The sequence below is a fragment of the Pseudomonas hormoni genome (assembly GCF_018502625.1).
Lineage (GTDB): Bacteria > Pseudomonadota > Gammaproteobacteria > Pseudomonadales > Pseudomonadaceae > Aquipseudomonas > Aquipseudomonas hormoni.
Map to the genome: position 1 here is coordinate 3,106,853 of NZ_CP075566.1, position 24,457 is coordinate 3,131,309.

Sequence of the window (24,457 nt, forward strand, 5' to 3'; positions counted from 1 at the left end):
TCAAACTCCTGTGACAGGCAATGGAGCGCGTTCAGACACCAGCTTCGCTTCGCGCATCGCTTGCCAGAACGCAGCGGGAATGACTGCCGACAACGCAGCCACATCTTCAGCAATCCGGTCCGGACGGCTGGACCCCGGAATCACCGCCGCGACGGCCGGATTCGCCAGGGAGAACTGCAACGCAGCGGCCTTGATGTCGACACCGTGAGCGGCGGCGATGCGTTTGATCTGCTCGACTTTACTGATGATCGCCGGGCTGGCCTTCTGGTATTCGAAGTGCGCGCCGCCGGCCAGAATGCCCGAGCTGTAAGGGCCACCGACGACGATTTCGACGTTCTGCGCCAAGGCAGCGTCCATCAAACGTTGCAGGGCACGATCGTGATCCAACAGCGTGTAGCGGCCCGCCAGCAGAAAACCGTCCGGTTGGGCCTCGGTCAGATCAAGGGTCAACTCGCACGGCTCGACCTTGTTCACGCCCAGGCCCCAGCCCTTGATAACGCCTTCTTCACGCAAACGGGTCAGCACCTTGAAAGCGCCGGTGCGGGCCTGGTTGAAGTACTCCAGCCATTGATCACCGTAGAAGTCCTGCGCGATGTCATGCACCCAAACGATGTCCAGGCGATCGGTTTGCAGGCGCTCGAGGCTGTCTTCGATGGAACGCAGGGTCGCGTCGGCGCTGTAGTCGTTGACGATCTTGTTCGGGCGGCCGTGTTCGAACACGCCGCTCTTTTCGCCCAGATCACGGGCAGCGGTGTCTTCAACCTCGTCGAGAATCACCCGACCGACCTTGCTGCTCAGTACGTAGTCATCACGGTTGTACCGGGCCAGCGCGGCGCCGAGGCGAATTTCCGACAGACCCGAACCGTAAAACGGCGCGGTATCGAAATAACGCACGCCGGCATCCCAGGCGGCGTGCACGGTGGCCATCGCTTCTTCTTCCGGGATGGCGCGGAACATGTTGCCCAAGGGGGCGGTGCCGAAACCCAGCGTGCCGGGCAGTTTGTCTTTCAAGCTCATGATTCAATCCTCGTCAGTTTCAGAGGTCAGTTGAGTGACCGTTGAGCAGATCGTAGATTGCGACGATCGGACCGTCCAAGACATAATGCGCAGCACTTGAGTCCCTATAGGTCTGACATGATCGACATCCGCCAATTGCGCTACTTCGTCGCCGTCGCCGAGGAAGAACACGTCGGTCGCGCCGCCGAACGCCTGCATATTTCCCAGTCGCCCCTGAGCCGGCAAATCGCCCAACTCGAGGAACGCCTGGGCCTGACCCTGTTTGAGCGCAGCCAGCAACGCATTCGCCTGACCCGCGACGGCCAGACCTTCCTCGCCGAAACCCGCGCCCTGCTGACCCACGCCAATCGCCTGGAATCCCTCGGCAAACGCCTCGGTCGCGGCGAAGAAGGCGGTTTGTGCATCGGCTACATCGAAAACGCCATGCACGCCGGCGTGTTGCCGAATGCCCTGCGAGTACTTCGCGTGGACCGGCCGAAGGTGCACGTCGCGCTGTACAACCTCAGCTCCGCCGAACAACTCGAAGGCCTGCGACAGCGTAGTCTCGATATCGCACTGGTCAGCGAACCGCCCGTCGCCGACGATCCGGACTTGCTGGGTTTTCAGGTGCTCGACGACCCGATGCTGCTGGCACTGCCCGAGCACCATCCTCTCGCCCACCAAGCGACATTGAGCCCTGCAGACCTGGCCGACCAGGAATGGATCGGCGTGCAACACCGACAGAACTGCGCCAGCCGCGAAGACTTCGTCAGCGCCTGCATCCGAGCCGGTTTCACCCCGGACATCCGCATGGAAGCGACCGAACCCTTCACCGCATTGGGGCTGGTGGCGTCGGGGCTGGGGATCGCGATGATTCAGAAAGGCCTGAGCCGCAATGCACCACCGGGTGTGGTGCTACGGGAAGTGCCGTGGATTGCGTTCACCACACCGCTGTGGGCGGCGTGGCACCGGATCAATTTACGGCCGTTGGTGGAGACGTTCAGGAAGGTGTTGACCGAGCCGGATGACCCCGATCTCGTCAGCTAAACCACGATCCAATGTGGCGAGGGAGCTTGCTCCCGCTGGGTCGCGAAGCGGCCCCAAACAGGCGACGGTGGTCAATCCTGACAAACCGCGCACACAGGTTTACGACTGCTGCGCAGCCGAGCGGGAGCAAGCTCCCTCGCCACAGTAAATCTTGCCACCCTAGGGTCTGCGCTCCCACCTCAAGGGTTTGCTGCTTTACTAAATAAACCCCGAAGCCCTGTGAGTAGCCCCGTCATGAACCGCAACGACCTGCGCCGCGTGGACATGAACCTGTTGGTGATTTTCGAAACCCTGATGTTCGAAAAGAACCTGACCCGGGCCGGGGAAAAGCTGTTCCTCGGCCAGCCTGCCGTCAGCGCTTCACTGGCCAAGTTGCGCGACCTGTTCGATGACCCGCTGCTGGTACGCAACGGTCGTGTGCTGGAGCCGACCCAACGGGCGCTGCAGATACTCAAGGAACTGCAGCCGGCGATGGACACCATTTCCGGCGCGGTCAGCCGGGCGAAGGATTTCGACCCGGCCACCAGCCGCGACGTGTTCCGCATCGGTCTGTCCGACGACGCCGAGTTCGGCCTGTTTCCGCCGCTGCTCAAGCAGATCCGCGAAGAGGCGCAGAACATTGTGGTCGTCGTGCGGCGGGTGAATTTCCTGCTGATGTCGTCGATGCTCGCCAGCGGCGAGATTTCCGTCGGGATCAGCTACACCACGGAACTGCCGGCCAACGCCAAGCGCAAGAAACTGCGCGACCTGAGCGTGAAAATCCTGCGCGGCGACAACCGTCCCGGCACCCTGACGCTGGATGATTACTGTGACCGGCCGCATGCGCTGGTGTCGTTTTCCGGGGACCTGACCGGCGCTATCGACAACGACCTGGCGCGCATTGGCCGCTCACGCCGCGTGGTGCTGGCGGTGCCGCAGTTCGCCGGGTTGCGCGCCCTGCTGACCGGCACCGACATGCTCGCCACGGTGCCGGACTATGCCGCGTGTGCGCTGATCGAAGGCAGCAGCCAGTTGCGTGCCGACGACCCGCCGTTTGACATCAACCTGTCCGAGCTGTCGATGGTGTGGAACGGGGTCAACGATAACGATCCGGCAGAACGTTGGTTGCGCTCGCGAATTGCCCAACACATGTCGGCGCCACTGCCGGGGCATTGACCGAGTTGAAGCCCGGATCGGTCTCGCGCAGGAAAATCGGCAAGTCCGTCATCGGCGGCATGGCAGGAATATCGAAGTACATCTGGATCACCCAGCCACGGTGATAACTGGCGTGATTGACCACGTGCAGCAGCATCGCGCCGGCGCTCATGGTGCCGCTTTCACCTGAGACAAACGTGAACTCGACAGGTTTATCCAGCGATGCCTCTGTTTGCCGGTCGCTCCAGTTGCAGTACCAATGATCGATGTCCTTTTGCGCCATGCGCAGGTCAGCAAGGTCGGGATGCAGCAGATCGTGCGAGGTCTTGAAGCCGTGCCCCCGGCCTTCGAGGTGAGCCTGCCAGATGCAGTCCACCACGTAGATGTGGTTCAGGGTACCGATCATGTTCTTGAACACCGAGACCCGCGTTTTGTTGACCTCGCCCGCCGGCAAATCCGCCAGGCTATCGAAGAGGCGCTGATTGGCCCAGCGTTTGTAATCGGCCAGCATGCGGGCTGTGCGTACGTTGATCATCGGAGGTCTCCCATTGCGATGGGCGCACTGAAAAGCATAGCCCTCGTGACGCGTGGCAGCTCAAACGCTGATCATCGGTCGATCAAAACGTGCCGGGGTAACTACCGCCGTCCAGCAACAGGTTTTGCCCTGTAAGGAAACCAGCGTGGGCGCTGCAGATAAATGCGCAATAGGCGCCGAACTCATCGGGCAGGCCAAAGCGCTGGGCCGGCACGTTTTTGCGCCGCTGCGCGCTGATTTGCTCGACGCTGGCACCATTGGCCTCGGCGGCAGCACTCAGGGTTTTGTGCAGGCGCTCGGTCTCGAACGGGCCGGGCAGCAAATTGTTGATCGTGACGTTGTTCCCCGCCAGCCGCGACTGACGCGCGAGCCCGGCGATGAAACCGGTCAGGCCGCTGCGGGCGCCGTTGGACAGACCGAGCACATCGATCGGCGCCTTCACCGCACCGGAGGTGATGTTGACGACGCGTCCGAAACCGCGTTCGGCCATGCCATCCACACAAGCCTTGATCAGCTCGATGGGCGTGAGCATGTTGGCATCCAGCGCCTTCAACCAGTCCTCGCGCTGCCAGTCGCGGAAGTCACCCGGCGGTGGGCCACCCGCGTTGTTGATCAGGATGTCCACTTGCGGACAAGCCGCCAATACTTGCTTGCGAACCGCTTGCTCGCTGATGTCCCCGACCACCGTACGCACTTCGATGCTCGGCGCCAGGCTGCGCAATTCAATGGCAGCAGCCTGCAAGGTGTCGTTACCGCGGGCGTTGATCACCAGGTTGACGCCCTCCTTCGCCAAGGCGCGCGCACAGGCCAGCCCCAAACCCTTGCTGGCGGCGCAGACGATCGCCCAGCGCCCCGATATTCCCAATTCCATGACGATGCTCCCGACGGTTCGAATGCCTTTACGTTACCACCGTGCGCCGAGTGGGTACCGAGGAGAAACAGCCCAGCCCGGCAAATCATTTGTTCCGGATTATCACGAGTGTGCAAGGGGCACCGCGCAGGCGAAAGATGAGCGCTCGCAACGGGCACAACCTGTAGGAGCCCGACTTGCCGGCGATGGCGGTTTCATGAATGTGAGCTTCACCGGAATTGCTGGTTGAGGTGATAGTTTGTGCCGCAAGGAACTCCTGACCACCGCCGCGCATCCTAGATTATGAGGTACTTCCTTTACGCTTCACGCTTTCGGAGGACACCGTCATGCGCCGTCTGATCATCATCTCTTCCCTTGTGTTGTGCTTACCCTTCGGCTCGGCTTTCGCGAAAGTGGATGCGGGCGATGTGGCCACCTCAGCCGGGGTTTCCGCTTCGCTGTACTCGACGTTCAAGGATCACAAACTCATGATCCCCGCCCGGGATGACGCCTCCAGCTTCGTGGCCAGTGGCGGTGCGATTCGTGGCGTGTATCTGGAATCGGTCATGAAGCAGATCCGCCAGGACAATCCTGGACTGAACGCCAGCGACGAAGACCTGGCCAGAGCCATTCTCGTTCAGGACGGCGCCGCTGCCGGACAATGAAGGCTGAAACAGTCGCGGTGGGGCTTGTGACACCTGGACAGGCGTTTGCAGCCCTGCTTCGCTTTGCGTCTACTTTGCGGAACGCGCCCATCCGGCAACGAGTTGTGCGCTGATGCTAACGCCACCGCACACCACGATCACCACGTCATGGGCATCGGCAATTGCCGGGTGGTCCAGATAGCCGATGGCCAACGAAACACCGCACGCCGGTTCAACCAGCTGACGCAAATCGTTGGCGTAACGCACCACGCCCATGATCGCGTCGTCATCGCCGAGCACCACGCATTGGTGAGGGAAATCGAGAATGTGCTGAACCGGCCACGCCGCCACTTGAGCCGCGCCGAGGGAGGTGGCCACGGTGTCGATGCGCGAAAGCCTGACGGGATGCCCGGCCTTGATCGCGGCCGAAAAAGACGCCGCTCCCGCGGTTTCGCAGGCGACGATGCGGCAATCCATGCGGCCATGCCGAATCAATCCCGTGAGAAGGCCGGCCAGCAAACCACCGCCTCCTACTGACGTCACCAGCGTATCGACTTGAGGACAGTCCTCGAGAATTTCATCGATCATCGTGCTGTGCCCTTCCCATAACACCGGATGATCGAAGGCCGGCACGTATTCGGTGTCCGCCCCTTGTGAAAGCTCCTTCGCCCGCTGATTGGCGTCGTCCCAGACCTTGCCGTGAACGATCACTTCGGCACCGGTTTTGCGAATCCTCGCGCGAGTGCTTTCCGGGGTGGTGTGCGGCACCACGATGCAGGCTTGCAACCCCAGGCTGGCCGCCGCGACAGCGGTGGCGAAACCGGCGTTGCCCCCAGAAGGACAGACCACCCTGCGCTTGCCCTCGGCCTTTGCCTGGCTGCACAACAGCCCCATGCCACGCAGTTTGAACGAGCCACTGGGTTGCAGGTTTTCCAGCTTGAGCCAGATTCGCCGAGTGGGAGTCGACAAGCCCGGGTGCAAAATCAGGGGGGTTCTGATGTGAAGCATGTTGGACTCCTCGGGCGCGCACCGACTTGTCGAGTGGTTCAACGAGTCGGTGTCGAGCGGTCCTTATCCAAGCTTAGATCACCCTGGCCCGAGCTTGCCGTTTCAGCGATAACGCGGTGCCGCCGCGGAGTTGCCGAACAGACCCGACAGGGTTTTGCGCTGGGCTTCGTAACGGTCCCATTGCAAGCTGTCGTGCAGGCCCGGAATAGTCACTACCTCTCCATTCGCCAGCCCTGCCAGCGCGGCATCGACCATGTCCTCGGCGGTCATGACGATTTCCTGCGGCAGGTTTTCCACCGGGTTGCCGGCCTCGCTCCAGAAATCGGTGGCGGTGGCGCCAGGCAGTACGGCCTGAATGCGGACGCCTTTATCGGCCAGTTCATGGTGCATGGATTGGCTCAGCCCCAGAACGAACGCTTTGGTCCCGCCGTACACGCCATTAAGAATCTCCGGTGCAATCGCCACGATCGAGGAGATGTTGATCACGGTGCCGTTGCCACGCGCGACGAACCCGGGCGCCACCGCGTAGGCCAAACGCGTCAGTGCGGTGACATTCAGGGTAATCATGTCCTCCATGTCATCCACCGGGCTCCCCAGCAACGGCATGACGGCGCCGACCCCGGCGTTGTTGACCAGCAAGGTGATGCTGGCATCGGTGCGCAGAATCCCTTCGACCCGGCGCAGATCGGCCTTGTCTTTCAAATCGGCAGCGACGACTTCTACGGCTCGACCGGTTTCGTTGCTCAGGTGATTGGCCAGGGCGTTCATTTTGGCCTGGCTGCGGGCGACCAGAATCAGGTCGTAACCCTGACGCGCGAGACGATCGGCATAGACCGCGCCGATGCCGGAAGAGGCGCCCGTGATCAGGGCGGTGCCTTTGGATGAGAGAGCCATGTTCAGTGTCCTTCACAGTGAGGCGAAGTATTCGCCGGGTGTGACAGTTATAAATTGACTGACCTTCGTCTCAAATGACGTTTAAAGTACGCTTTTAGGACATGTCCTTTTGAGGGCCTATCGATGACTTCCGTGGCGTTTGTGGTGTTTGAGGGTTTTCAGTCCATGGCGCTGGCAGCCATGCCGGTGTTCGAGTACGCCAACTTCAGCGCCGACGAAGCGCTTTACGAAGTCAGCGTACTGTCAGAGGACGGCCTCACCTTGCGTGCTTCCGGTGGTTTGAGTGTCGGCACTCAGGCGTTCGATGAGCGGGTATTCGATACGGTGATCGTGGTCGGCGGCGATGCCATCCTCGAACAGGCGCCCGAGGGTGTGCTGGATTACCTGCGCGCCAGCGTTAAAACAGCGCGGCGCACGGCGTCGATTTGCTCCGGGGCGTTCGTCCTGGCCCAGGCCGGTTTGCTCGAGGGACGGCGGGCGACCACGCACTGGGCTTATGCACGGGAGCTGCAAGCGCGGTTTCCGGCGATCAAGGTCGAAGAGGACCGCATTTACGTGATTGACGGCCCGATCTGGACTTCAGCCGGGATGACGGCCGGTATCGACCTGGCGCTGGCGATGGTCGAAAAGGATCACGGCCCCGAACTCGCCCGCTCCGTGGCGCAAAAACTGGTGATGTACCACCGGCGTGCGGGCGGTCAGTCCCAGCACTCGGCGCTGCTGGAACTGGAGCCGAAATCCGACCGCATCCAGACCGTACTCGGCTACGCCCGGGAACACCTCACCGAGGCGTTGTCGGTGGAACAACTGGCAGACGTGGCGCGCCTGAGCCCGCGCCAGTTCAGCCGGGCGTTTCGTGCTGAAACCGGCCAGTCGCCGGCCAAGGCCATTGAAAACCTGCGCCTGGAAGCGGCACGGCAGATGCTGGAGCGCGGACGATTGAACCTCGATCAGATCGCCACCGAAGCCGGCTTCAGTGATCGCCGGCGTATGCGTGAAGCGTTTCTTCGGGCGTTCGGGCAGCCGCCGCAGGTGATTCGACGCAACGCCCGCTCTGCCTGACGCGTTGATCGGTGCAGCTCCTACACTGAGGGTGTCAGATTCACGTGAGGAGGTACGGATGAAAATCTCGGCCAAACTGGCGTTTTTCGCCATCGTGAGCACCCTCGCCTACCTCGGGCTCGCCGTGTGGGGGTTGGGCGGGTTTGCGGCGTTTTTCGCTCATGGGGCGCTGGTGGTCGTTGCCCTGGCGACCCTGGCGATGGCGATTGCGTCGCTGTTCACCGAAGTCAACCTCAGCTCCGGCGAACGGGAAGACCGGGCCAATCGCTGGGTGCTGCCGGCCTTCGGGGTGATCGGGATAGTGAGCGGTTTTTTACCGGCCTACACCGACCGGATCGATGTTTGGACCTTCGGTGGCGAAGCCGTGCGCTGGCTCGGAGCGTTGCTGTTCATCATCGGCGGTGCGTTGCGCATGTGGCCGGTGTTTGTGCTGGGCAAGCGTTTCAGCGGGCTGGTGGCGATTCAACCGGGACACCGACTGGTCACCGACGGGATTTATCGAACGTTGCGCAACCCCAGTTATCTGGGGATGTTGGTCATTGCCCTGGGTTGGGCGCTGGCGTTTCGTTCTGGTGTTGGCCTGTTGCTGGCGGCGTTGACGGTGATTCCGCTGATTGCCCGCATTCACGCCGAAGAAGCGCTGCTGCGGGCGCAGTTTGGCGGTGAATATGAGGCGTATTGCAGCCGTAGCTGGCGGTTGATTCCCGGTTTGTACTGAAGAAAAACGACCTGTAGGAGCGAGCGGTGCGGCGATCCGACTTGCCCGCGAAGGCGTCTGCACAAGCAACAACAATCCCATGATCCACCGAGGCGAGCCATTCGCGGGCAAGCCTCGCTCCTACGGGGGCCGGTGTCGGTTAGGAGGCAAGCAGGCGGATTTGACCATCGGGGTCCACCTGGACGGCAACAAAGTCATAACTGACCATCGTCGCATGCGGCGTTTCGAGCGGATGCTCGTGGGTCGAAGTAATGATCACAAGGTCTGCCCCCGCCGCCTCCGCCGCGAGAATACCCACCGCGGCATCCTCGAAGATCAGGCAATCGGCCACTTCGACGCCCAACCGTCTGGCTGCCAGTCGATAACCCGCAGGATCGGGTTTTCCAGCGCTGACATCTTCCGCCGTCACCATCACCGCAGGTTCCGGAATCCCCGCCGCCGCCATCCGTCGCAGTGCCAACGCTCTGGGCGCAGAGGTCACGATGGCCCACTGACTGGTCGGCAGCGTCGCCAGGAAATCCGCCGCACTGGCCACCTCGACAATCCCCTCGACGTCATCGATTTCCGCCTGGGTAATCCATGCCGCTTCAGCCTCGGCATCGACACCCGGCAAGGCCTGGCGGTTAACCGTGTCGATGGCCCGGACGCCATGAATGGTCGGCAGGAAGGACTCGACATCCACCCCGTGGCGCAAGGCCCAGGTGGTCCAGATGCGCTCGGCGGCGGCGATGGAATTGAGGACGGTGCCGTCCATATCAAACAGAAAGGCGCGATAAGGTTTGTTGAAAACCGAATGTTGAGCTGACAAGGATGAGCGTCCTTTTACAAGAGCCGGGCGGGTTTTGCCGAGCAATGTAGCATTTGCGAGTTGGCTGAGCTCAACCGCCCGCTGATGTTCAGCCCGCCGTCTTCGACTTCAATGCACCTTCCACGCAATCGAGCAATTGCCCCAGTGCCCAGGGCTTCTTGATGAAAGACACCTCATGCCTCACCCCGGAGGTTTCCGGCGTTTCGAAGCCGGACATGATCATGATCGGCTTGCCCGGCCAGCGGTCGCCGAACAGATTGGCCAGGTCCGCACCATTGAGTTGGCCGGGCATGGTGATGTCCGTCAGCAGCAGTATCACGTTGTCGGCGTGCTGCTCCAGGTAACCTGCCGCAGCATCCGCGCTGGTCTGCGGTTCAACCACAAAACCCTCCTCCTGAAGAATTTCGCAGAGAAACTCCAGGATCAGCGGGTCATCCTCCACCACAAGAATCAACCCGCCGGGAAGGTGCTCGCCCGCCATCGATACTGGACACATGACTTTGCCACTCCCTGATTGCCTAATGATTTTCGCGGGCTCAACTCCGCTGCTTACAGGTATGAGCAGCGGGCTCGGCGGAAATTCATTTTTGATACAGGCAAGTGCAAAAATCAGGCGTCCTGCAAAATCAGATCGGCGCCTTTCTCGGCCACCATCAGCACCGCCGCATGTGTATTGCCGGACGTCACGTTAGGGAAAATCGACGCATCGACAATGCGCAAACTATCGATTCCGTGGACTTTCAAACGCTTGTCCACCACCGACTGCTGTTCGTCTGCACCCATCGCGCAGGAACCGCACAGGTGATAGATCGAACCGCTGTTTTCACGGAAATACTGCAGCATCTGTTCGTCGGTTTCGACGACCGGGCCCGGCAGCACTTCTTCGACAGTGACGCCTTTGAGCGCCGGCGCCTGCATGATCTTGCGCATCAGGCGGCTGCCCTGGATCACCTCGTCGATGTCCTTTTGCGTACTCAGGTAATTCGGGTCGATCAATGCCGCGTCACGCGGATTTTTCGAAGCGATCTCGATGTATCCGCGACTGGTCGGCCGGCACGGGTTGAAGCACAGCAAGAAGCCTGAATACGGCTCGGGCTTGAGGCTGGCCTTGTTGTTTTTCGGGATCTGGTACGACAGTGGGTTGAAGTACAGCTGCAGGTTTGGATGGTTCTGCTGCTCGTTACCCCGGAAGAAGCCGCCGGCCTGGTTGACGCTCATCGCCAGTGCGCCCTTGCGGGTGAACAGGTATTTGAGGCCGAGCTTGAATTGACCGAACAGCGAGCTCAGCTGATCGTTGAGCGTCGGGATGTTGGCCTTGTAGTAGTAACTGGCGCACAGGTGATCTTGCAGGTTCTGCCCCACCGCCGGCAGGTGTTTGACCAACGGAATATTGAGTCTGGCCAGCAGCGCCTGATCGGCGACACCGGACAGCTGCAGGATCTTTGGCGTGTCCACGGCACCGGCACACAGAATCACTTCCTTGTTGGCGGTGAAAGTGCGCACTACGCCGTGCTGGGTCACGGAAATGCCGGTCGCCCGGCCGTTCTCGAACAGCACACGATCCACCAGGGCGAAATGCTCGACGGTCAGGTTCGGCCGGCTCAATGCCGGGTGCAAATGCGCAAAGCTGCTGGAGCAGCGCTGGCCATTTTTGGTGTTGACGTCGTAAATGCCCGAGCCTTCGAATTTCGGCCCGTTGAAGTCGTCGCTGTGCGGGTAGCCGAGTTCGTCGCAGCCCTTGAGGAACACGTCGCAGATCGGATGGGTCTGGCCCTTCATCGGTGTGATGCTGATCGGGCCGCTGCCGCCGTGGTATTCGCTGTCGCCCAGCGGATGGTTTTCCAGCTTGCGGAAGTACGGCAACACGTCTTTGAAGCCCCAGCCCTCGTTGCCGTTGGCTGCCCAGTCGTCGAAGTCATGGGCCTGGCCGCGGACGTAGATCATCGCGTTGATCGACCCCGAACCGCCCTGAACCTTGCCGCGCGGGGCATAGATCTCGCGGTTGTTCAGCTGCTTTTGCGGCTGGCTGTAGTACATCCAGTTGAAGGTCGGGTTGTAATACATTTTGGCGAAGCCGACCGGGACCTTGAACCACAGGGAACTGTCCTTGCCGCCCGCTTCCAGCAGCAGCACCGAATGTTTGCCCGAAGCCGAGAGCCGATTGGCAAGGATGCAACCTGCGGCGCCAGCGCCAGCGATGATGTAGTCGTAAGTCATGCACGGTTACCGCGTAAGTCGTTGTACAAAAAAAACCGAGCGCCCTCCTGTAGGAGCGAAGCTTGCTCGCGAAGGCGTCGTACCAGTCAGCATTGATGTTGGCTGACCCACCGCTTTCGCGAGCAAGCTTCGCTCCTACAGAGGGATTGCGCCCTCTCCCGTCAGCCTCGGGCTGGCGATGTGTCTTTGACGTCCGCCGGGGTCGGCGCCATTTGCAGGTGCAAACGCTCACCGGTGTACGGCGAATGCTGGCGCACCACGTCCATGTTCAGCTCCACCCCCAAACCCGGTTCGGTGGACGGAATGATGTAGCCGTCCTCCCATTGCAGCGGTTTGGTCAGGACTTCGGCATGGAAACCGCCCCAGGTCATGATGCTTTCCTGAATCAGGAAGTTCGGCGTACAGGTGGCCAGCTGGAAACTCGCCGCCGCGCCAATCGGCCCGTTGTAGAGGTGCGGCGCGATCTGCGCGTAATAGGCCTCGGCCATGCTGGCGATCTTTTTCGCTTCCAGCAGACCGCCGCACCGGGCGACGTTCATCTGCAGGATCGACGCACCGCCCGCCTGCAACAGCTTGAAGAATTCGTACTTGGTGGTCAGCCGCTCGCCGGTGGCAATCGGGATGCTGGTCTTGGCCGCGACTTGCGCCATGGCCTCTTCCTGACCCGGTGGCACCGGTTCTTCGAACCACAACGGATCGTATTTCTCCAGGCGCTTGGCCAGGCGAATCGCCGAGGACGGCACCATTTGTCCGTGAGTCCCAAACAGCAAATCGCACTTGTCGCCCACCGCCTCGCGGATCTTGCGGCAGAAGGTTTCGCAGCGTTCCAGCACTTCCAGCGAGATCTGGTGCCCGGAGTACGCGGTGTACGGTCCGGCCGGGTCGAACTTCACGGCGGTGAACCCTTTGTTCATGTTCTCGATGGCGCATTCGGCGGCCAGGTCCGGGTCGTCGTAGTCGTACTCGCCCTTGCTGTTGACCGGATACAAATAGGTGTAAGAACGCAAGCGTTCGTTGACCTTGCCGCCCAGCAGTTCATACACCGGCTTGTTCGCCGCTTTGCCAATGATGTCCCAGCACGCCATTTCCAGGCCGCTGACCACGCCCATCATGGTCAGGTCCGGACGCTGGGTGAAACCGCTCGAATAGGCCTGACGGAAGAAGCGTTCGATGTGGTGCGGATCGTGATTGAGCAGGTAGCGTTCGAACACGTCTTCGATGATCGGCAGCATGGCTTTCGGGCCGAAGGTCGCGGCGTAGATCTCTCCCACGCCTTCGATGCCGCAATCGGTCTTGAGCTTGACGAACAGCCAGTACATGCCGCCGATGTGCGGTGGCGGTACAGCAACGATATGGGTTTCAAGGGCGACGATTTTCATCTCAGGCACCTATTTAATTCAAAGAAGTCTTGATCAAAGATTTACGGTTGATTCGAGCGCGCAAAGTCAGGGCCGCCAGGGTTCCGAGCAGGCCGACGAAGGCGATGTAGCCGAAATACAGCTTGTAACCAAAGGCGCCAGGGAAATGCTCGGTGAGGTAGCCGTTGATCAAGGGAATGAATGCGTCGGGCAAGTAACCGACCACTGAGACAATGCCAATCGCCAGGCCGGTGATGCGCAGCGGAATGTCGCAGGTGTCGAGGATCGCCCAGTACAAACCGCGAATGGCGTAGGTCATCAGGCCGATGAAAATCACCGTGCCGATCAGCAAGCCCATGCTGTTGAGCGCCGGGAACACGATCAGGCCGACCATCGCCAACGTCGCGAGGAACAGCGCCACGATCAGCACCGAAATATTTGAGAACTTGTCACCCAGCCAGCCACCGCCAATCCCGCCAATCGGACGCATCCACAGTTTGATGGTGGTGATGGTGCCGGCCATGACCGCGGTCATACCGCCGCCCTGCAGGTAATCGGAGAAACTGTAGGTGGCCCAGAAGATGTGATAACCGCAGAACACGATGGCCGTCACCAGCCACAGCTCGGGGATTTTCACCAGCGTGGCCAGGTCGCTGAGCAGGTTGTATTTGCCCTTCTCCACCGCCACAGTGTCTTCCATCGACTTCGGGTCCTTGATCAGCACCAGCACACAGCCGATGGCAATACAGGTGAAGGCGTAGAGGTAAACCACATGCTTGAAGCCTTCAGCGGCGGACTCGCCACGGGTTTCGGTAGCGAAGGCAAACAACCCCAGCGCGACCGTCGCCAGCAAGGCTTCGACCAGCCCGCGACCGCCATCGAGGATGCCGAAGAACCGGCCCTGTTCAGTATGATGGGCGATCATCTTCACGCGCTTGAGCACCGAGGCCCAGAACGTCAGGCCGGTGGTCAGGCCCCAGCAACCGAAGATGATCATCAGCCCGGTCAGCGACGGCGCGGTGGAATACCAGAGGCCCAACGCACCGGTGGCGACCAGCGAGAAGAAAATCAGAAAACGCGGAGCGATGCGGTCGGCCAGCCAACCGCTCGGCAAGTAGCTGAGGAGGAAAATCGTACCAAGCATCGAGTACAGATAACCCAGCTCGCTGTGGTTGATCTGGAACACTTCGAGCATGGTGGTCTGGTAGACCTGACGCAGGTACAGGATCGGGTAGATCGCACCGGCGGCCAGCACCAGGAGCATCAGTTGGACATAGCGACTTCCCTTGTCACTGTGGCTTTTTGAACCCGCGTTCGAACCCTGAACAGCGGCAGCAGTGGATGCATGCTTGGACATCTAGGAGACCTCGGGCAGCCCGGTGGTCCGGGCTCCCCTGATAATTGTTTTTATGGGTGCAGCATGAGGCGTGTTGCGGGTGGATCAATACTTCATGACCACGAGACGGGTCTGGGTGAATTCGAGCATGCCGTGCTTGCCGTCATCGCCGCCCAGGCCCGAGCGCTTCCAGCCGGCGTGGAAACCCTGGTACGGGTCCGCCGGGGTGCGATTGACATACAACTCGCCGGCTTCAATGGCGTTGGCGACTTTCATCGTGGTGCGGTAGTTCTCGGTGTACAGCACCGACGACAGACCGAACTGATGGTCGTTGGCCATGGCCAGCGCTTCGTCGATGTCGCGGTACTTGAGCACCGGCAGCACCGGGCCGAAGATTTCTTCCTGGATGATTTCCATGTCCTGACGGCAACCGCTGAGCAAGGTCGGCGGGTAGAAGTGGCCATTGCCTTGCGGGATAAAACCGCCTGTTTCCAGTACAGCACCGGCCGCGACGGCGCGCTCGACCATGGCGTGGATGTTCTGCTGCGAACTGGCATTGACCAACGGGCCCATCAGGCTCGCGTCGGTGGCGCGGTCGCCGAATTTCACGGCGCTGATTTTGCTTTTGAGCAGTGCGAGGAATTGCTCGTAGACGCTTTCCTGCACGTAGACCCGCTCCACCGCCGTGCATAACTGGCCGCAGTGGGTGGTCTTGGAGCCAACAATCGCCGTGGCGGCGGCTTCAAGATCAGCATCGGCCTCGATAATCGCCGGGGTTTTGCCGCCCAGTTCCAGCGACGGCTTGGCGATGTTGGCCTTGCAGTAATCGAGCACGATGCGCCCGGCGTTGACGCTGCCGGTCAGGGTGATCAAACCGACGGCCTTGTGGGTACAAACGGCGGCGGCGGTGGCGTGGTCCATGGTCAGAATGTTGATCACGCCCGCAGGCATTCCGGATTGCTGCACAGCCTTGGCGATTTCGAACGCGGACGTCGGGGTGTTGTTGCTCGGACGCACCACCACGGTGTTGCCGGCAATCAGCGCCGGGGCGATTTTGCGCAGCAACGTATAGACCGGGTAATTGAACGGAATCAGGCACGCGACCACGCCGATCGGCTCGCGGTGCAGGAACAGGCTTTCGTTCGGCGTATCGCTGGGAATGATCTCGCCTTCGATGCGGCGCGCCCATTCGGCGTGGTAGCGGGTGATCTGCGCGGCGTAACGGGCTTCGTTGCTGGCGTCGGCGACGCTCTTGCCGGATTCGGCGGCCAGGGCGGCACCGATGTTTTCGGCACGGGCTTCCAGGGCGTCAGCGAAAGAGCGCAAGTGTTCGGCGCGCTCGATGCTGGTGAGTGTGCCCCATACTTTCTGGGCGGCCGCGGCCGCTTCGACTGCGGCGGTGGCTTCATCGGCAGTGGCCGCAGAAACATGGCCCACCAGCGCTTCAGTCGCGGGGTTGTACACCGCAATCAGCGCTGCGCTGGCAGGTTCGATGAAGTGGCCGTTAACAAAATTTCGCTCGAGTCGCATGTGAATCGCCCATCGTTGTTTTTATCCAGTGCTTGCAGTCTTGGCATCCGAAGCGAGTTGAACAAACGATTTATTGAGCGATGTAACATTCAAAAAATGCAGGTTACTCCTTGGGCGAGTCATTCCCCTGCAGGAGCAGAGCTTGCTCGCGATGGCGTCGGGTCAGCCGATATCCATGTTGAATGTTCAGACGCCATCGCGAGCAAGCTCTGCTCCTACAGGGGATGTGGGTGTTCAGAGGGCGGCGGTAGAGGGCTCAAGTTGCCGTTGCGCCAACCAGATCTCCTCCTGCAACCACTGACTGAACACCTGCAATTGCGGCATCTGCGTCTGTTCCGGCCGGGTTACCAGCCAGTAGGACTGGTGGCCTTCGACATGCACGTTGAGCACTTGGGTCAACTGCCCGCTGGCCAGTTCCGGGGCGACCATGTGCCAGTCGGCAATGGTGATGCCCAACCCATCAATGGCCGCGCGGATCGCCAGGTCCAGCAGGTCGAACTCGTACCCGCCCTGAGTATCGACACCGGTAATGCGCGCCGCGTCCAGCCAGTGTTTCCAGGTCAGGTAGCGCTGGTCTTCCCGTGCCAGCACATGCAGCAACGTCAGGCGGTTGAGGTCGATGCCCTGCTCGCTCCACTCCCGCGCATACAAGGTCGGCGCACACACCGCGATGTGCCGTTCCTGGATCAACAGCGAGCTGTCCAGCCCGTCCCATTCACCGTCGCCGAAACGGATTGCGCAATCCAGCGTGCTGGTTTCCGCGAGGCTGTCCTGCAAGCGCGTGGTGATGCTCAGTTCCAGCTCCGGATGCTTCTCACGCAGCCGGCCCAGACGCGGCATCAGCCAGCGGTTGGTGAAGGTTGGCGGCGCGTTGATGTGCAAGCGATTGGAATGGGTTTTCTGCTGGATGCTGCGCACCGTCAGCTCGATCTTGTCGAAGGACTGATGCAGCGCCCGCAACAGCACCCGCCCGGCGTTGGTCAGGTCGAGGTGATGATGGCGCCGCTCCAGCAGGTTTTCGCCCAATTGCTCTTCGAGCTGACGCACCTGCCGGCTGACCGCGCTCTGGGTGACATTGAGCAACTCGGCGGCCCGAGTGAAGCTGCCGGTGCTGCCGGCCACTTCGAAGGCTTTAAGGGCATTCAGACCGGGCATTTTGCGTTTCATGAAAGGCACTCGTGGAAGTCTGACGAGGTATTAAGCATCCCACGCTTTGTAGGAATTTTCCTGAGTAACATGCATTTTTGTGTTGTGTCGGACAATCCTGGCATCGCCGCCGATGCCGCGAGCTTCACCTTGCGCTGAAAAAACAAGGCCTCCATTCCGGAATTTTGTCACTCGATTGTCACCCGCACCACGCAGGCCGAGCGGTCTATCTCAACGGCCCGCCGCGACGTCCGTCAGTAACATGCATTTATCGAACGTTTCGCCACTGATTTTATCGTTTGTCGATCTGTGCCCGGATGACAAAACTGCAGCCATCTCAAATAAAAACAACATGAGAGCTGCCCCATGCCCATCCCTACCTGCGCCCTCCCGAACACCTCCCAAACACCTCTGCCGCCGGCTTCCCGCCCGCCTCGCCTGCGCCTGCATGGTGCTTGCCGCTGAGCATTTCGCTGACTTGATCCGCCGAATTCCAGGCCGCCTGCCACGCCTGCGGCCAGTCGAAAAACGCACTTTGCTACGTATCGGAGAGGCTATATGAACGAGCTGATGACACTGGACGGCACCGCGCCGCACCCTGCCGTCGATGACCTGTGCTCACAGGTCAAGAATGGCCAGATCAACCGTCGACAATTTCTGCGCACCGCCGCCCTGCTGGGCGTCACCGTGGCCAGCGCCAGCACCTTCATGGGCTCGGCGCTGCTGAGCGATTCGGCGTTCGCCGCCGAAGAACAACCGCCGCGCCAAGGAGGCAGCCTGCGCTTTGCCTGCGCCATCCAGGAAATCCAGGACCCGATGCTGATTACCTGGATCGAAGCCTCGAACCTGCTGCGCAACTCCTTGGAATTTTTGACCTGGGTGGACGCCGACAACATCACCCACCCCTACCTGGCCGAGAGCTGGAGCCCGTCCGAAGACCTCAAGGTCTGGACCTTCAACCTGCGCCAGGGCGTCAAGTGGAGCAACGGCGACGAGTTCACCAGCGACGATGTCGAGCACAACATCAATCGCTGGATCGCCGCCGACTCCAAGTCGGTCAATCGCACCGCATTCCAGGACATCGCGGCCTTCGAAAAAGTCAGCCCGTACCAGTTCCGCCTGGTGCTCAAGCGTCCGATTCTGGCCATCCCGGAAATGCTCAGTGCATTCACCTGCACCCTGGTTCACCGCAGTTTCAAAAACGGTGACGACTGGGCGAAAAACCCGATTGGCACTGGCCCGTTCAAGCTCGTCTCGTTTGCCGTGAACAAGCAAGCCACCTTCGCCAAACGTGCGGATTACTGGCGCAAACCGGCCAACCTCGACGAACTGCGCTACGTCGACATGGGCACCGACATTTCCACCCATCTCGCGGCGTTGCAGGCCGGGCAAGTGGACGTGCTGTACCGCGTGACCGTGGCCGAACTGGACCTGGCCAAGCGTTTGCCGGGCGCGCAGTTGCTCAGTTGCAAGTCGGCGCAAACCGTGGTCATGCGCATGGCCTGCGACCAAAAGCCGTTCACCGATGTGCGTATCCGCAAAGCCGTAGTGCTCTGCGCCGACAATGCACAGATGCTGAAAATCGCCTATCGCGGCATGGGCACCCTGGGCGAGGACCACCACGTTGCGCCCTCCCACCCGGAATATTCGCCACTGCCCAAGCGCGAGCGGGATGTCGCCGGGGCGAAAAAACTGCTGGCCGAAGCCGGCTTCCCGAATGGCATCGACATCGACCTGATTGTCGGCAACACCCAGGGCCGCTACGAACAGGACTGCGCGCAGATCCTGCAACAGAACTGCCTGGAGGCCGGCATCCGCATCAACCTGAAAGTCATTCCGGCCACCCAATACTGGCCGATCTGGGACAAAGCGGCGTTCAGCCTGACCTATTGGGCGCACCGTCCGCTGGGCGTGATGTCCCTGGAACTGGCCTACCGCAGCGGCGCGGCCTGGAACGAAAGCCACTACAGCGACCCGGCCTTCGACGCCGCGCTGGACAAGGCCATGGGCATCATCGATCCGAAGCAACGGGCCCTGGCGATGCAGGATGTCGAGCGGATTCTGCAGGACGCCGCGGTGATGGTGCAGCCGTTCTGGGGTGACAAGTTCACCGCCACCAGCAAGAAGGTCCAGGGATTCAAGGTTCACCCTTCGGACTTCTACCCAATGGATGAAGTCTGGTTGAGCGCCTGACGCGCAGCCCCACACGCGCCCGCCCACCGACCGGTGCGGCGGGCCGGCATCCTTTGATTAGCCGGAGCCTGCAAGCATGGCTGAGTTTCTGTTACGCAAATTACTGGCGCTGATCGCGACCCTGTTGTCGGTATCGCTGATTGTGTTTGTTGCCCTTGAACTGAACATCGAAGACGTCGCAATCAACGTCCTCGGCCCCTATTCCGCCGCCGACCAGCGGGCCGCGTGGCTGGTGGAACATGGCTACAACCAGCCGTTCCTGTGGCGTTACCTGGTGTGGCTGAGGGATTTCGTCAGCGGCGACTGGGGCACCTCGGTGCACTTTCGCGAGCCTGTGATCAACCTGCTGCTGCCCAACCTTGGGCAAACGTTGATGCTCGCCGGGTTGGCCCTGCTGGTGATGGTGCCGGTGGCGTTGACCCTCGGCGTACTGGCGGGCATTCGCCAGGGTTCGGTGGTGGACCGGCTGGTGTCGTTTCTGTCGATCGTCACCACCTCGATTCCGGACTTTGCCAGCGCCGTGTTCGTCTCGGCGATCTTCGTGTTCTGGCTCAACTGGCTGCCGGGCGTGAGCAACATGAGCGAAGGCTTCAACGCCGCCGAGTTGGCCCTGCCGCTGATGGTGTTGTGCCTGTTCGGCATCGGTTACCTGGCCCGCATCACCCGCGCGTCGATGGTTGAAGTCATGCAGGCGCCATACATCCGCACCGCTCGCCTCAAAGGCGCGTCGACCTCGCGCATTGTGCTGCGCCATGCCTTGCGCAACGTACTCATCGCCCCGATCACGGTGATCATGCTGTACATCCCGTGGCTGCTGTCGAACGTGATCGTGGTCGAGGTGTTCTTCGCCTACAAAGGCTTTGGTTCGTTGCTGTACACCGCTTCGCTGAACCACGATGTTTACCTGATCGAAGCCTGCGCGATGATCAGCGGCGCGGTGGTCGGCGCGACGAAAATCTTTTCCGACCTGGCCTACACCTGGCTCAACCCGCGCATCACCCTGCGCAGTCTTGGCGGAGGTGGCCAATGAGCTTCCTGCAATCGTTCAAACATCCCTTGGCCTTGCTCGGCTTGCTGCTGGTGGGCGGCTGGGTGCTGATCGCCACTTTTGCGCCATGGCTGGCCCCCCATGATCCGCTGGAAAGTTTCAGCCCGTTGTTGACGCCGATGAGCGCTGACGGCAACGGCCAAAGCTTTCTGCTGGGCACCGACATGATTGGCCGGGACATTCTTTCGCGGCTGATCTGGGGCACGCGCACCGTGTTGTTCTGGTCGATCCTGGCGACGTTGACCGCGTTTGCCGTGGGCATTGCCATGGGCCTGTGCGCCGGTTACTTCAACGGCAAGGTCGATGCCTTCCTGTCGTACGTCGCCGACACCGTGCTGTCGTTCCCGGTGCTGGTGCTGTACATCGTGATCATCATCGCCCTCGGTGCTTCGGCGCTGAACATCCTGATTGCGGTGACCTTCACCAGCGCCCCGGCGATCTTCCGCATCATGCGCGCGCTGACCATCGACATCCGCTCCCGGGACTACGTGCTCAGCGCGATCACCCAGGGTGAAGGTTCGTTGCGCATCATGCTGGTAGAAATCCTGCCCAACTGCGGCGGCCCGCTGATCGTCGATTTCTGCCTGCGTATCGGCTACACCGCAATCATGATCGGCGCCCTCGGCTTCCTCGGTCTCGGCCTGCCACCGCCCACCCCGGACTGGGGCGGCATGATCAACGAGGGCCGCAGCATGGCCATCGCCTTCCCGCACCTGGTGATCTTCCCGTGCATTGCCATCTCCACCCTGATGCTGGGCCTGAGCCTGTTGGCGGACGGTCTGGACGAACACGCCCAGAAAGGCGCAAGGAGCTGAGCATGAGTCAACAACAAGTACTGCGTGTGGAGAACCTCTCCATCGAACTGCCTGCCGGCGCCGACCGCAGCCACGCCGTGCAAGGCATCAGCCTCGACGTACGCAAGGGCGAAATCCTCTGTGTGATCGGCGAGTCCGGCTCCGGCAAATCGGTGCTCTCGGCAGCGATCATGGGCGACTACGCCAAAGGCCTGCGCCACAGCGAAGGCGTGATCGATTTTCTCGGTGATGACATATGCCGCATGGACGAAAACGTCCTGCGCCAGTTGCGCGGCAACCGCATCGCGATGATCTTCCAGGAGCCCATGGCCGCGTTGAATCCGGCGATCCGCATCGGCCAGCAGGTCGAAGAGATCTTCGACATTCACGCCCCGCAAATGCCCGCCGCCGAGCGCCGCGAACGCATGCTCGCGCTACTCGACTCAACCCACTTGCCGGACCCGCCACGGATCGCCAACAGCTTTCCCCATCAACTCTCCGGCGGCCAGTGCCAGCGCGTGGTGATTGCCATGGCCCTGGCCATGAACCCCGACCTGTTGATCGCCGACGAACCGACCACGGCCCTCGACGTCACCACCCAGGCGCAAGTCCTGAAACTGGTGCGCGAACTGCGCGGGCGTGGCCAGCACGGGATCCTGTTCATCACCCACGACTTCGGCGTGGTCGCGGAAATCGCGGACCGCATCGCGGTGATGGAAGGTGGACGCCTGGTGGAAATCGGCGAGCGCGATCAGGTGCTCAACGCCCCGGCGCATCCTTACACCCGCAAACTGATCGCCGCCGTGCCGGCCCTTCATCCGGAACTGCACGTGCCCAGCGCCGACGGTGAACTGGCGTTGCGTATCGAGCGCCTGAACAAAACCTACAACGTCGGCGGCCGATCGGTGGCGGCGCTCAGGGATGTCTCCCTGCAACTGCCACGGGGCAAGACCCTGGCCATCGTCGGCGAGTCCGGCTCGGGCAAGAGCACCCTGGTCAAAGCGGCGATTCGTCTGGTGGACAGCGACAGCGGCCACGTGTGGGTCGGTGATACGGATTTCCTCGCCTTGCGCGGCGCGGCACTGGCGGCCAATCGGCGGCGCATCCAGATGATTTTCCAGGACCCGTACGGCTCACTCAATCCGCGCCACCGGGTCGGCGACATCATCGCTCGCGCCGCGCAACTGCGCGGGCTGTCCGCCAAGGATGCATGGACAGAGGCTGGCGACTTGCTGGAGCAGGTCGGGCTCAAACGTGACGCGCTCAAGCGCAAGCCCCGGCAGTTTTCCGGAGGCCAACGCCAACGCATCGGCATTGCCAGGGCACTGGCGATGCGCCCTGAAGTGCTGATCGCCGACGAAAGCGTCTCCGCGCTCGATGTCTCCGTGCAGAAACAGGTGCTGGAGTTGCTCGCCGAGCTGCAACAGCGACTGAACCTGAGCATTTTGTTCATCACCCATGACCTGCGCGTGGCGGCGCAGATCAGCGACTACATCGCGGTGATGCGCCAGGGCGAAGTGGTGGAATACGGCACGGCGGAACAGGTGTTGCTGCGCCCGCAAAACGCCTACACCCAGACCTTGCTGGCGGCGGCCCCCGGCGCTTCGGCGATACCGGTGGTGCCTGTCGCGGAGCCACCGCTGAGGCTGATCCGCCCCCAAGCCAACTAAGCCAATAACCCTTTCCCCAGGCCGCAGCGTTCGCTGCGGTATGGGTTGCTGTTGCCAACAATAATCAGAAAATCGGGAGTATCACAGTGCGCGCAATCCCCCCTCGTGCTATCCGTTCCATTGCGTTGATTCCAGTGCTCGGCGCCTTCGCGGCCCCGGCCATGGCGGTTCAAGTGACCGACAACCTCGACCTCGGAGGCGCCGTACGCGCCCGTTGGGACTATGACCCGGACCGCGACATCCAGAAATTCGGCCTGGACACCGTGTTCCTCAGCGCCAAGTACAACTCCGACACCTGGATCGGTGAAGCTCAGTACCGTTTCTACGGACGCTCCTACCCTTACCAGTACACCAAGAACTACGGCGATATCCAGTTCGCCAAGTACGCGTGGGCCGGCTACAAGTTCAACCCCGACCAGCAGGTGCAAGTGGGTTTGAACACCGTACCGTTCGGTTTGCAGCCGTACTTCGGCAGCACCTTCTACGAAACACTGGGCAACGTCATCGGCCTGGAAGATGTGCAACAAATCGGCGCCAAGTACATCCAGCAAAGCGGCGACTGGAACGTCCAGGCCGGCTATTACCTGCGCCCGGCGTGGCAAGGCAAAGGCACCAGCAAAGGCGTGACCTACTCCAGCGTGGTGTCCGGGGCCGACAGCTACGTGGGCGACGGTAGCGACAACCAGGAACGCAACACCGTGGTGCTACGGGTGGCCAAGGCTCTGGACCTGGGGCCGTGGAAATCCGAAGTCGGGATCTCCGGCCTGACCTCGACCCTGGAGAACAAGGACACCGACAACGACGGCCGCCGCAACGCCGTGGCCGTGCACTACCTGGGCAAGAACGGTCCGTGGGGCGTGCAACTGCAAGCGGCGCGGCAACAGATGTCGCCGCGCAACGCCGGCACCGATGAGCTGGTGACGCTGGGCGGTTACGACGGCACCTACAACGTCGCCAGTCGCGGCAATCTGTACGTGGCGGACCTGAGCTACGACGTCGGCGGCAAGTACCTGTTCGACCAGATCAGCGGCGTGAAGCTGTACGCCAACTACAGCGCCTTCGACAAATCCGCCAGCGAGTTCAAGACCTCGGAGCGGCTGATTCTCGGCACGTCGTTTTCCTTCAGCAAACTGTGGATCGCGACGGAGTGGCTGTATGGCAAGAATGATCCGTACATCGGTGGCAGCAGCTACACCCAGAGCCTCGGTGCTGGTGGGACGGATCACTGGGAGAATCAGTTGTACATGAACATCGGGTATTACTTCTGATCCGGGATGTTTGGTGTCCGTGAGGACGCCTTCGCGGGCAAGCATCGCTCCTACAGTTAATCGCACTCCACTGTAGGAGCGAGGCTTGCCCGCGAAAGCGCCAGCCGAAACAACACTTGCATCAACCCCTTGCCAATAGTCAGATAGGCACCACACAACCATCCAGAAACAACAGACCGGCCCGACGCAACAACCAAGGCC

22 protein-coding genes are annotated in these 24,457 nt (G+C 61.3%); 10 read left to right on the top strand and 12 right to left on the bottom strand.

The genetic code is table 11. The features are described 5' to 3' along the window. Positions 1–1,017 (bottom strand): aldo/keto reductase, encoded by a 1,017-nt coding sequence (locus KJF94_RS14410; RefSeq protein WP_214384451.1) that lies wholly within the window; start codon positions 1,015–1,017, stop codon positions 1–3. Between the two features lie 117 nt (positions 1,018–1,134). Here KJF94_RS14410 and KJF94_RS14415 point away from each other — a divergent pair, with 117 nt between their 5' ends. Next, entirely contained in the window at positions 1,135–2,043 is a 909-nt protein-coding gene (locus KJF94_RS14415) for a LysR substrate-binding domain-containing protein (protein WP_214384453.1), read from the top strand. Between the two features lie 234 nt (positions 2,044–2,277). Then, entirely contained in the window at positions 2,278–3,198 is a 921-nt protein-coding gene (locus tag KJF94_RS14420; RefSeq protein ID WP_214384455.1) for a LysR substrate-binding domain-containing protein, read from the top strand. Here KJF94_RS14420 and KJF94_RS14425 read toward each other — a convergent pair. Then, on the bottom strand, positions 3,119–3,712 hold the full coding sequence (locus tag KJF94_RS14425; RefSeq protein WP_214384457.1) for a DinB family protein: 594 nt from the start codon (positions 3,710–3,712) through the stop codon (positions 3,119–3,121). The genes KJF94_RS14420 and KJF94_RS14425 overlap by 80 nt on opposite strands. 82 nt (positions 3,713–3,794) lie before the next feature. After that, the gene (locus KJF94_RS14430; protein WP_214384459.1) at positions 3,795–4,583 is read right to left on the bottom strand and encodes an SDR family oxidoreductase; all 789 of its coding nucleotides are present in this window, start codon (positions 4,581–4,583) and stop codon (positions 3,795–3,797) included. A 326-nt stretch (positions 4,584–4,909) separates the two neighbouring features. Here KJF94_RS14430 and KJF94_RS14435 point away from each other — a divergent pair, with 326 nt between their 5' ends. Continuing rightward, complete coding sequence (locus KJF94_RS14435; protein ID WP_214384461.1) at positions 4,910–5,227, top strand: DUF2388 domain-containing protein; 318 nt, start codon at positions 4,910–4,912, stop codon at positions 5,225–5,227. 69 nt (positions 5,228–5,296) lie between these two features. On the opposite strand, the gene KJF94_RS14440 is transcribed toward KJF94_RS14435, so the two are convergent. Next, positions 5,297–6,214: a pyridoxal-phosphate dependent enzyme gene (locus KJF94_RS14440; RefSeq protein WP_214384463.1), complete on the bottom strand. Its 918-nt coding sequence runs from the start codon at positions 6,212–6,214 to the stop codon at positions 5,297–5,299. A 102-nt stretch (positions 6,215–6,316) separates the two neighbouring features. Continuing rightward, complete coding sequence (locus KJF94_RS14445; protein WP_214384465.1) at positions 6,317–7,108, bottom strand: SDR family NAD(P)-dependent oxidoreductase; 792 nt, start codon at positions 7,106–7,108, stop codon at positions 6,317–6,319. A gap of 123 nt (positions 7,109–7,231) precedes the next feature. Here KJF94_RS14445 and KJF94_RS14450 point away from each other — a divergent pair, with 123 nt between their 5' ends. Both KJF94_RS14450 and KJF94_RS14455 read left to right on the top strand, forming a co-directional pair. Next, positions 7,232–8,170, top strand: coding sequence for a GlxA family transcriptional regulator (locus KJF94_RS14450; RefSeq protein WP_214384467.1), 939 nt, complete (start codon positions 7,232–7,234; stop codon positions 8,168–8,170). A gap of 58 nt (positions 8,171–8,228) precedes the next feature. After that, positions 8,229–8,888 (top strand): methyltransferase family protein, encoded by a 660-nt coding sequence (locus KJF94_RS14455; RefSeq protein ID WP_214384469.1) that lies wholly within the window; start codon positions 8,229–8,231, stop codon positions 8,886–8,888. 139 nt (positions 8,889–9,027) lie between these two features. On the opposite strand, the gene KJF94_RS14460 is transcribed toward KJF94_RS14455, so the two are convergent. The 7 genes from KJF94_RS14460 to KJF94_RS14490 form a co-directional block, all read right to left on the bottom strand. After that, the gene (locus KJF94_RS14460) at positions 9,028–9,696 is read right to left on the bottom strand and encodes an HAD-IA family hydrolase (RefSeq protein WP_214384470.1); all 669 of its coding nucleotides are present in this window, start codon (positions 9,694–9,696) and stop codon (positions 9,028–9,030) included. A gap of 88 nt (positions 9,697–9,784) precedes the next feature. Next, positions 9,785–10,192 (bottom strand): response regulator, encoded by a 408-nt coding sequence (locus tag KJF94_RS14465; protein WP_214384472.1) that lies wholly within the window; start codon positions 10,190–10,192, stop codon positions 9,785–9,787. A gap of 113 nt (positions 10,193–10,305) precedes the next feature. Then, the gene (locus tag KJF94_RS14470) at positions 10,306–11,913 is read right to left on the bottom strand and encodes a GMC family oxidoreductase (RefSeq protein ID WP_214384474.1); all 1,608 of its coding nucleotides are present in this window, start codon (positions 11,911–11,913) and stop codon (positions 10,306–10,308) included. Positions 11,914–12,074: 161 nt separating this feature from the next. Continuing rightward, positions 12,075–13,292 carry a mandelate racemase/muconate lactonizing enzyme family protein gene (locus KJF94_RS14475; protein WP_214384476.1) on the bottom strand — a complete coding sequence of 406 codons (1,218 nt, stop codon included), beginning with the start codon at positions 13,290–13,292 and terminating at the stop codon, positions 12,075–12,077. Between the two features lie 13 nt (positions 13,293–13,305). After that, the gene (locus KJF94_RS14480; RefSeq protein ID WP_214384478.1) at positions 13,306–14,628 is read right to left on the bottom strand and encodes an MFS transporter; all 1,323 of its coding nucleotides are present in this window, start codon (positions 14,626–14,628) and stop codon (positions 13,306–13,308) included. An 84-nt stretch (positions 14,629–14,712) separates the two neighbouring features. Beyond that, positions 14,713–16,137 carry an aldehyde dehydrogenase gene (aldA, locus tag KJF94_RS14485; RefSeq protein ID WP_214384480.1) on the bottom strand — a complete coding sequence of 475 codons (1,425 nt, stop codon included), beginning with the start codon at positions 16,135–16,137 and terminating at the stop codon, positions 14,713–14,715. 234 nt (positions 16,138–16,371) lie between these two features. Continuing rightward, complete coding sequence (locus KJF94_RS14490) at positions 16,372–17,304, bottom strand: LysR substrate-binding domain-containing protein (RefSeq protein ID WP_214384482.1); 933 nt, start codon at positions 17,302–17,304, stop codon at positions 16,372–16,374. A 537-nt stretch (positions 17,305–17,841) separates the two neighbouring features. Between KJF94_RS14490 and KJF94_RS14495 the strand changes: the two genes are divergently transcribed. The 5 genes from KJF94_RS14495 to KJF94_RS14515 all read left to right on the top strand — a co-directional run bounded on the left by KJF94_RS14495 (position 17,842) and on the right by KJF94_RS14515 (position 24,256). Continuing rightward, positions 17,842–19,476: an ABC transporter substrate-binding protein gene (locus tag KJF94_RS14495; RefSeq protein ID WP_214384484.1), complete on the top strand. Its 1,635-nt coding sequence runs from the start codon at positions 17,842–17,844 to the stop codon at positions 19,474–19,476. Positions 19,477–19,552: 76 nt separating this feature from the next. Further along, entirely contained in the window at positions 19,553–20,506 is a 954-nt protein-coding gene (locus KJF94_RS14500; RefSeq protein WP_214384486.1) for an ABC transporter permease, read from the top strand. Continuing rightward, positions 20,503–21,339, top strand: a complete 837-nt coding sequence (locus KJF94_RS14505) for an ABC transporter permease (RefSeq protein ID WP_214384488.1) — start codon at positions 20,503–20,505, stop codon at positions 21,337–21,339. Before KJF94_RS14500 ends, KJF94_RS14505 begins: the two co-directional genes overlap by 4 nt. Before the next feature lie 2 nt (positions 21,340–21,341). Further along, the gene (locus KJF94_RS14510) at positions 21,342–22,988 is read left to right on the top strand and encodes a dipeptide ABC transporter ATP-binding protein (RefSeq protein ID WP_214384490.1); all 1,647 of its coding nucleotides are present in this window, start codon (positions 21,342–21,344) and stop codon (positions 22,986–22,988) included. Between the two features lie 161 nt (positions 22,989–23,149). Continuing rightward, entirely contained in the window at positions 23,150–24,256 is a 1,107-nt protein-coding gene (locus KJF94_RS14515; protein WP_250548315.1) for a hypothetical protein, read from the top strand. The last annotated feature ends 201 nt before the right edge of the window (positions 24,257–24,457 follow it).

Coding starts and splice junctions, on each gene's coding strand:
- KJF94_RS14500 (WP_214384486.1), top strand. CDS start 19,553: ATGGCTGAGTTTCTGTTACGCAAATTACTGGCGCTGATCGCGACCCTG.
- KJF94_RS14505 (WP_214384488.1), top strand. CDS start 20,503: ATGAGCTTCCTGCAATCGTTCAAACATCCCTTGGCCTTGCTCGGCTTG.
- KJF94_RS14445 (WP_214384465.1), bottom strand. CDS start 7,108: ATGGCTCTCTCATCCAAAGGCACCGCCCTGATCACGGGCGCCTCTTCC.
- KJF94_RS14455 (WP_214384469.1), top strand. CDS start 8,229: ATGAAAATCTCGGCCAAACTGGCGTTTTTCGCCATCGTGAGCACCCTC.
- KJF94_RS14475 (WP_214384476.1), bottom strand. CDS start 13,292: ATGAAAATCGTCGCCCTTGAAACCCATATCGTTGCTGTACCGCCACCG.
- KJF94_RS14415 (WP_214384453.1), top strand. CDS start 1,135: ATGATCGACATCCGCCAATTGCGCTACTTCGTCGCCGTCGCCGAGGAA.
- aldA (WP_214384480.1), bottom strand. CDS start 16,137: ATGCGACTCGAGCGAAATTTTGTTAACGGCCACTTCATCGAACCTGCC.
- KJF94_RS14510 (WP_214384490.1), top strand. CDS start 21,342: ATGAGTCAACAACAAGTACTGCGTGTGGAGAACCTCTCCATCGAACTG.
- KJF94_RS14515 (WP_250548315.1), top strand. CDS start 23,150: ATGGCGGTTCAAGTGACCGACAACCTCGACCTCGGAGGCGCCGTACGC.
- KJF94_RS14420 (WP_214384455.1), top strand. CDS start 2,278: ATGAACCGCAACGACCTGCGCCGCGTGGACATGAACCTGTTGGTGATT.
- KJF94_RS14470 (WP_214384474.1), bottom strand. CDS start 11,913: ATGACTTACGACTACATCATCGCTGGCGCTGGCGCCGCAGGTTGCATC.
- KJF94_RS14440 (WP_214384463.1), bottom strand. CDS start 6,214: ATGCTTCACATCAGAACCCCCCTGATTTTGCACCCGGGCTTGTCGACT.
- KJF94_RS14435 (WP_214384461.1), top strand. CDS start 4,910: ATGCGCCGTCTGATCATCATCTCTTCCCTTGTGTTGTGCTTACCCTTC.
- KJF94_RS14430 (WP_214384459.1), bottom strand. CDS start 4,583: ATGGAATTGGGAATATCGGGGCGCTGGGCGATCGTCTGCGCCGCCAGC.
- KJF94_RS14480 (WP_214384478.1), bottom strand. CDS start 14,628: ATGTCCAAGCATGCATCCACTGCTGCCGCTGTTCAGGGTTCGAACGCG.
- KJF94_RS14425 (WP_214384457.1), bottom strand. CDS start 3,712: ATGATCAACGTACGCACAGCCCGCATGCTGGCCGATTACAAACGCTGG.
- KJF94_RS14450 (WP_214384467.1), top strand. CDS start 7,232: ATGACTTCCGTGGCGTTTGTGGTGTTTGAGGGTTTTCAGTCCATGGCG.
- KJF94_RS14465 (WP_214384472.1), bottom strand. CDS start 10,192: ATGTGTCCAGTATCGATGGCGGGCGAGCACCTTCCCGGCGGGTTGATT.
- KJF94_RS14495 (WP_214384484.1), top strand. CDS start 17,842: ATGAACGAGCTGATGACACTGGACGGCACCGCGCCGCACCCTGCCGTC.
- KJF94_RS14410 (WP_214384451.1), bottom strand. CDS start 1,017: ATGAGCTTGAAAGACAAACTGCCCGGCACGCTGGGTTTCGGCACCGCC.
- KJF94_RS14490 (WP_214384482.1), bottom strand. CDS start 17,304: ATGAAACGCAAAATGCCCGGTCTGAATGCCCTTAAAGCCTTCGAAGTG.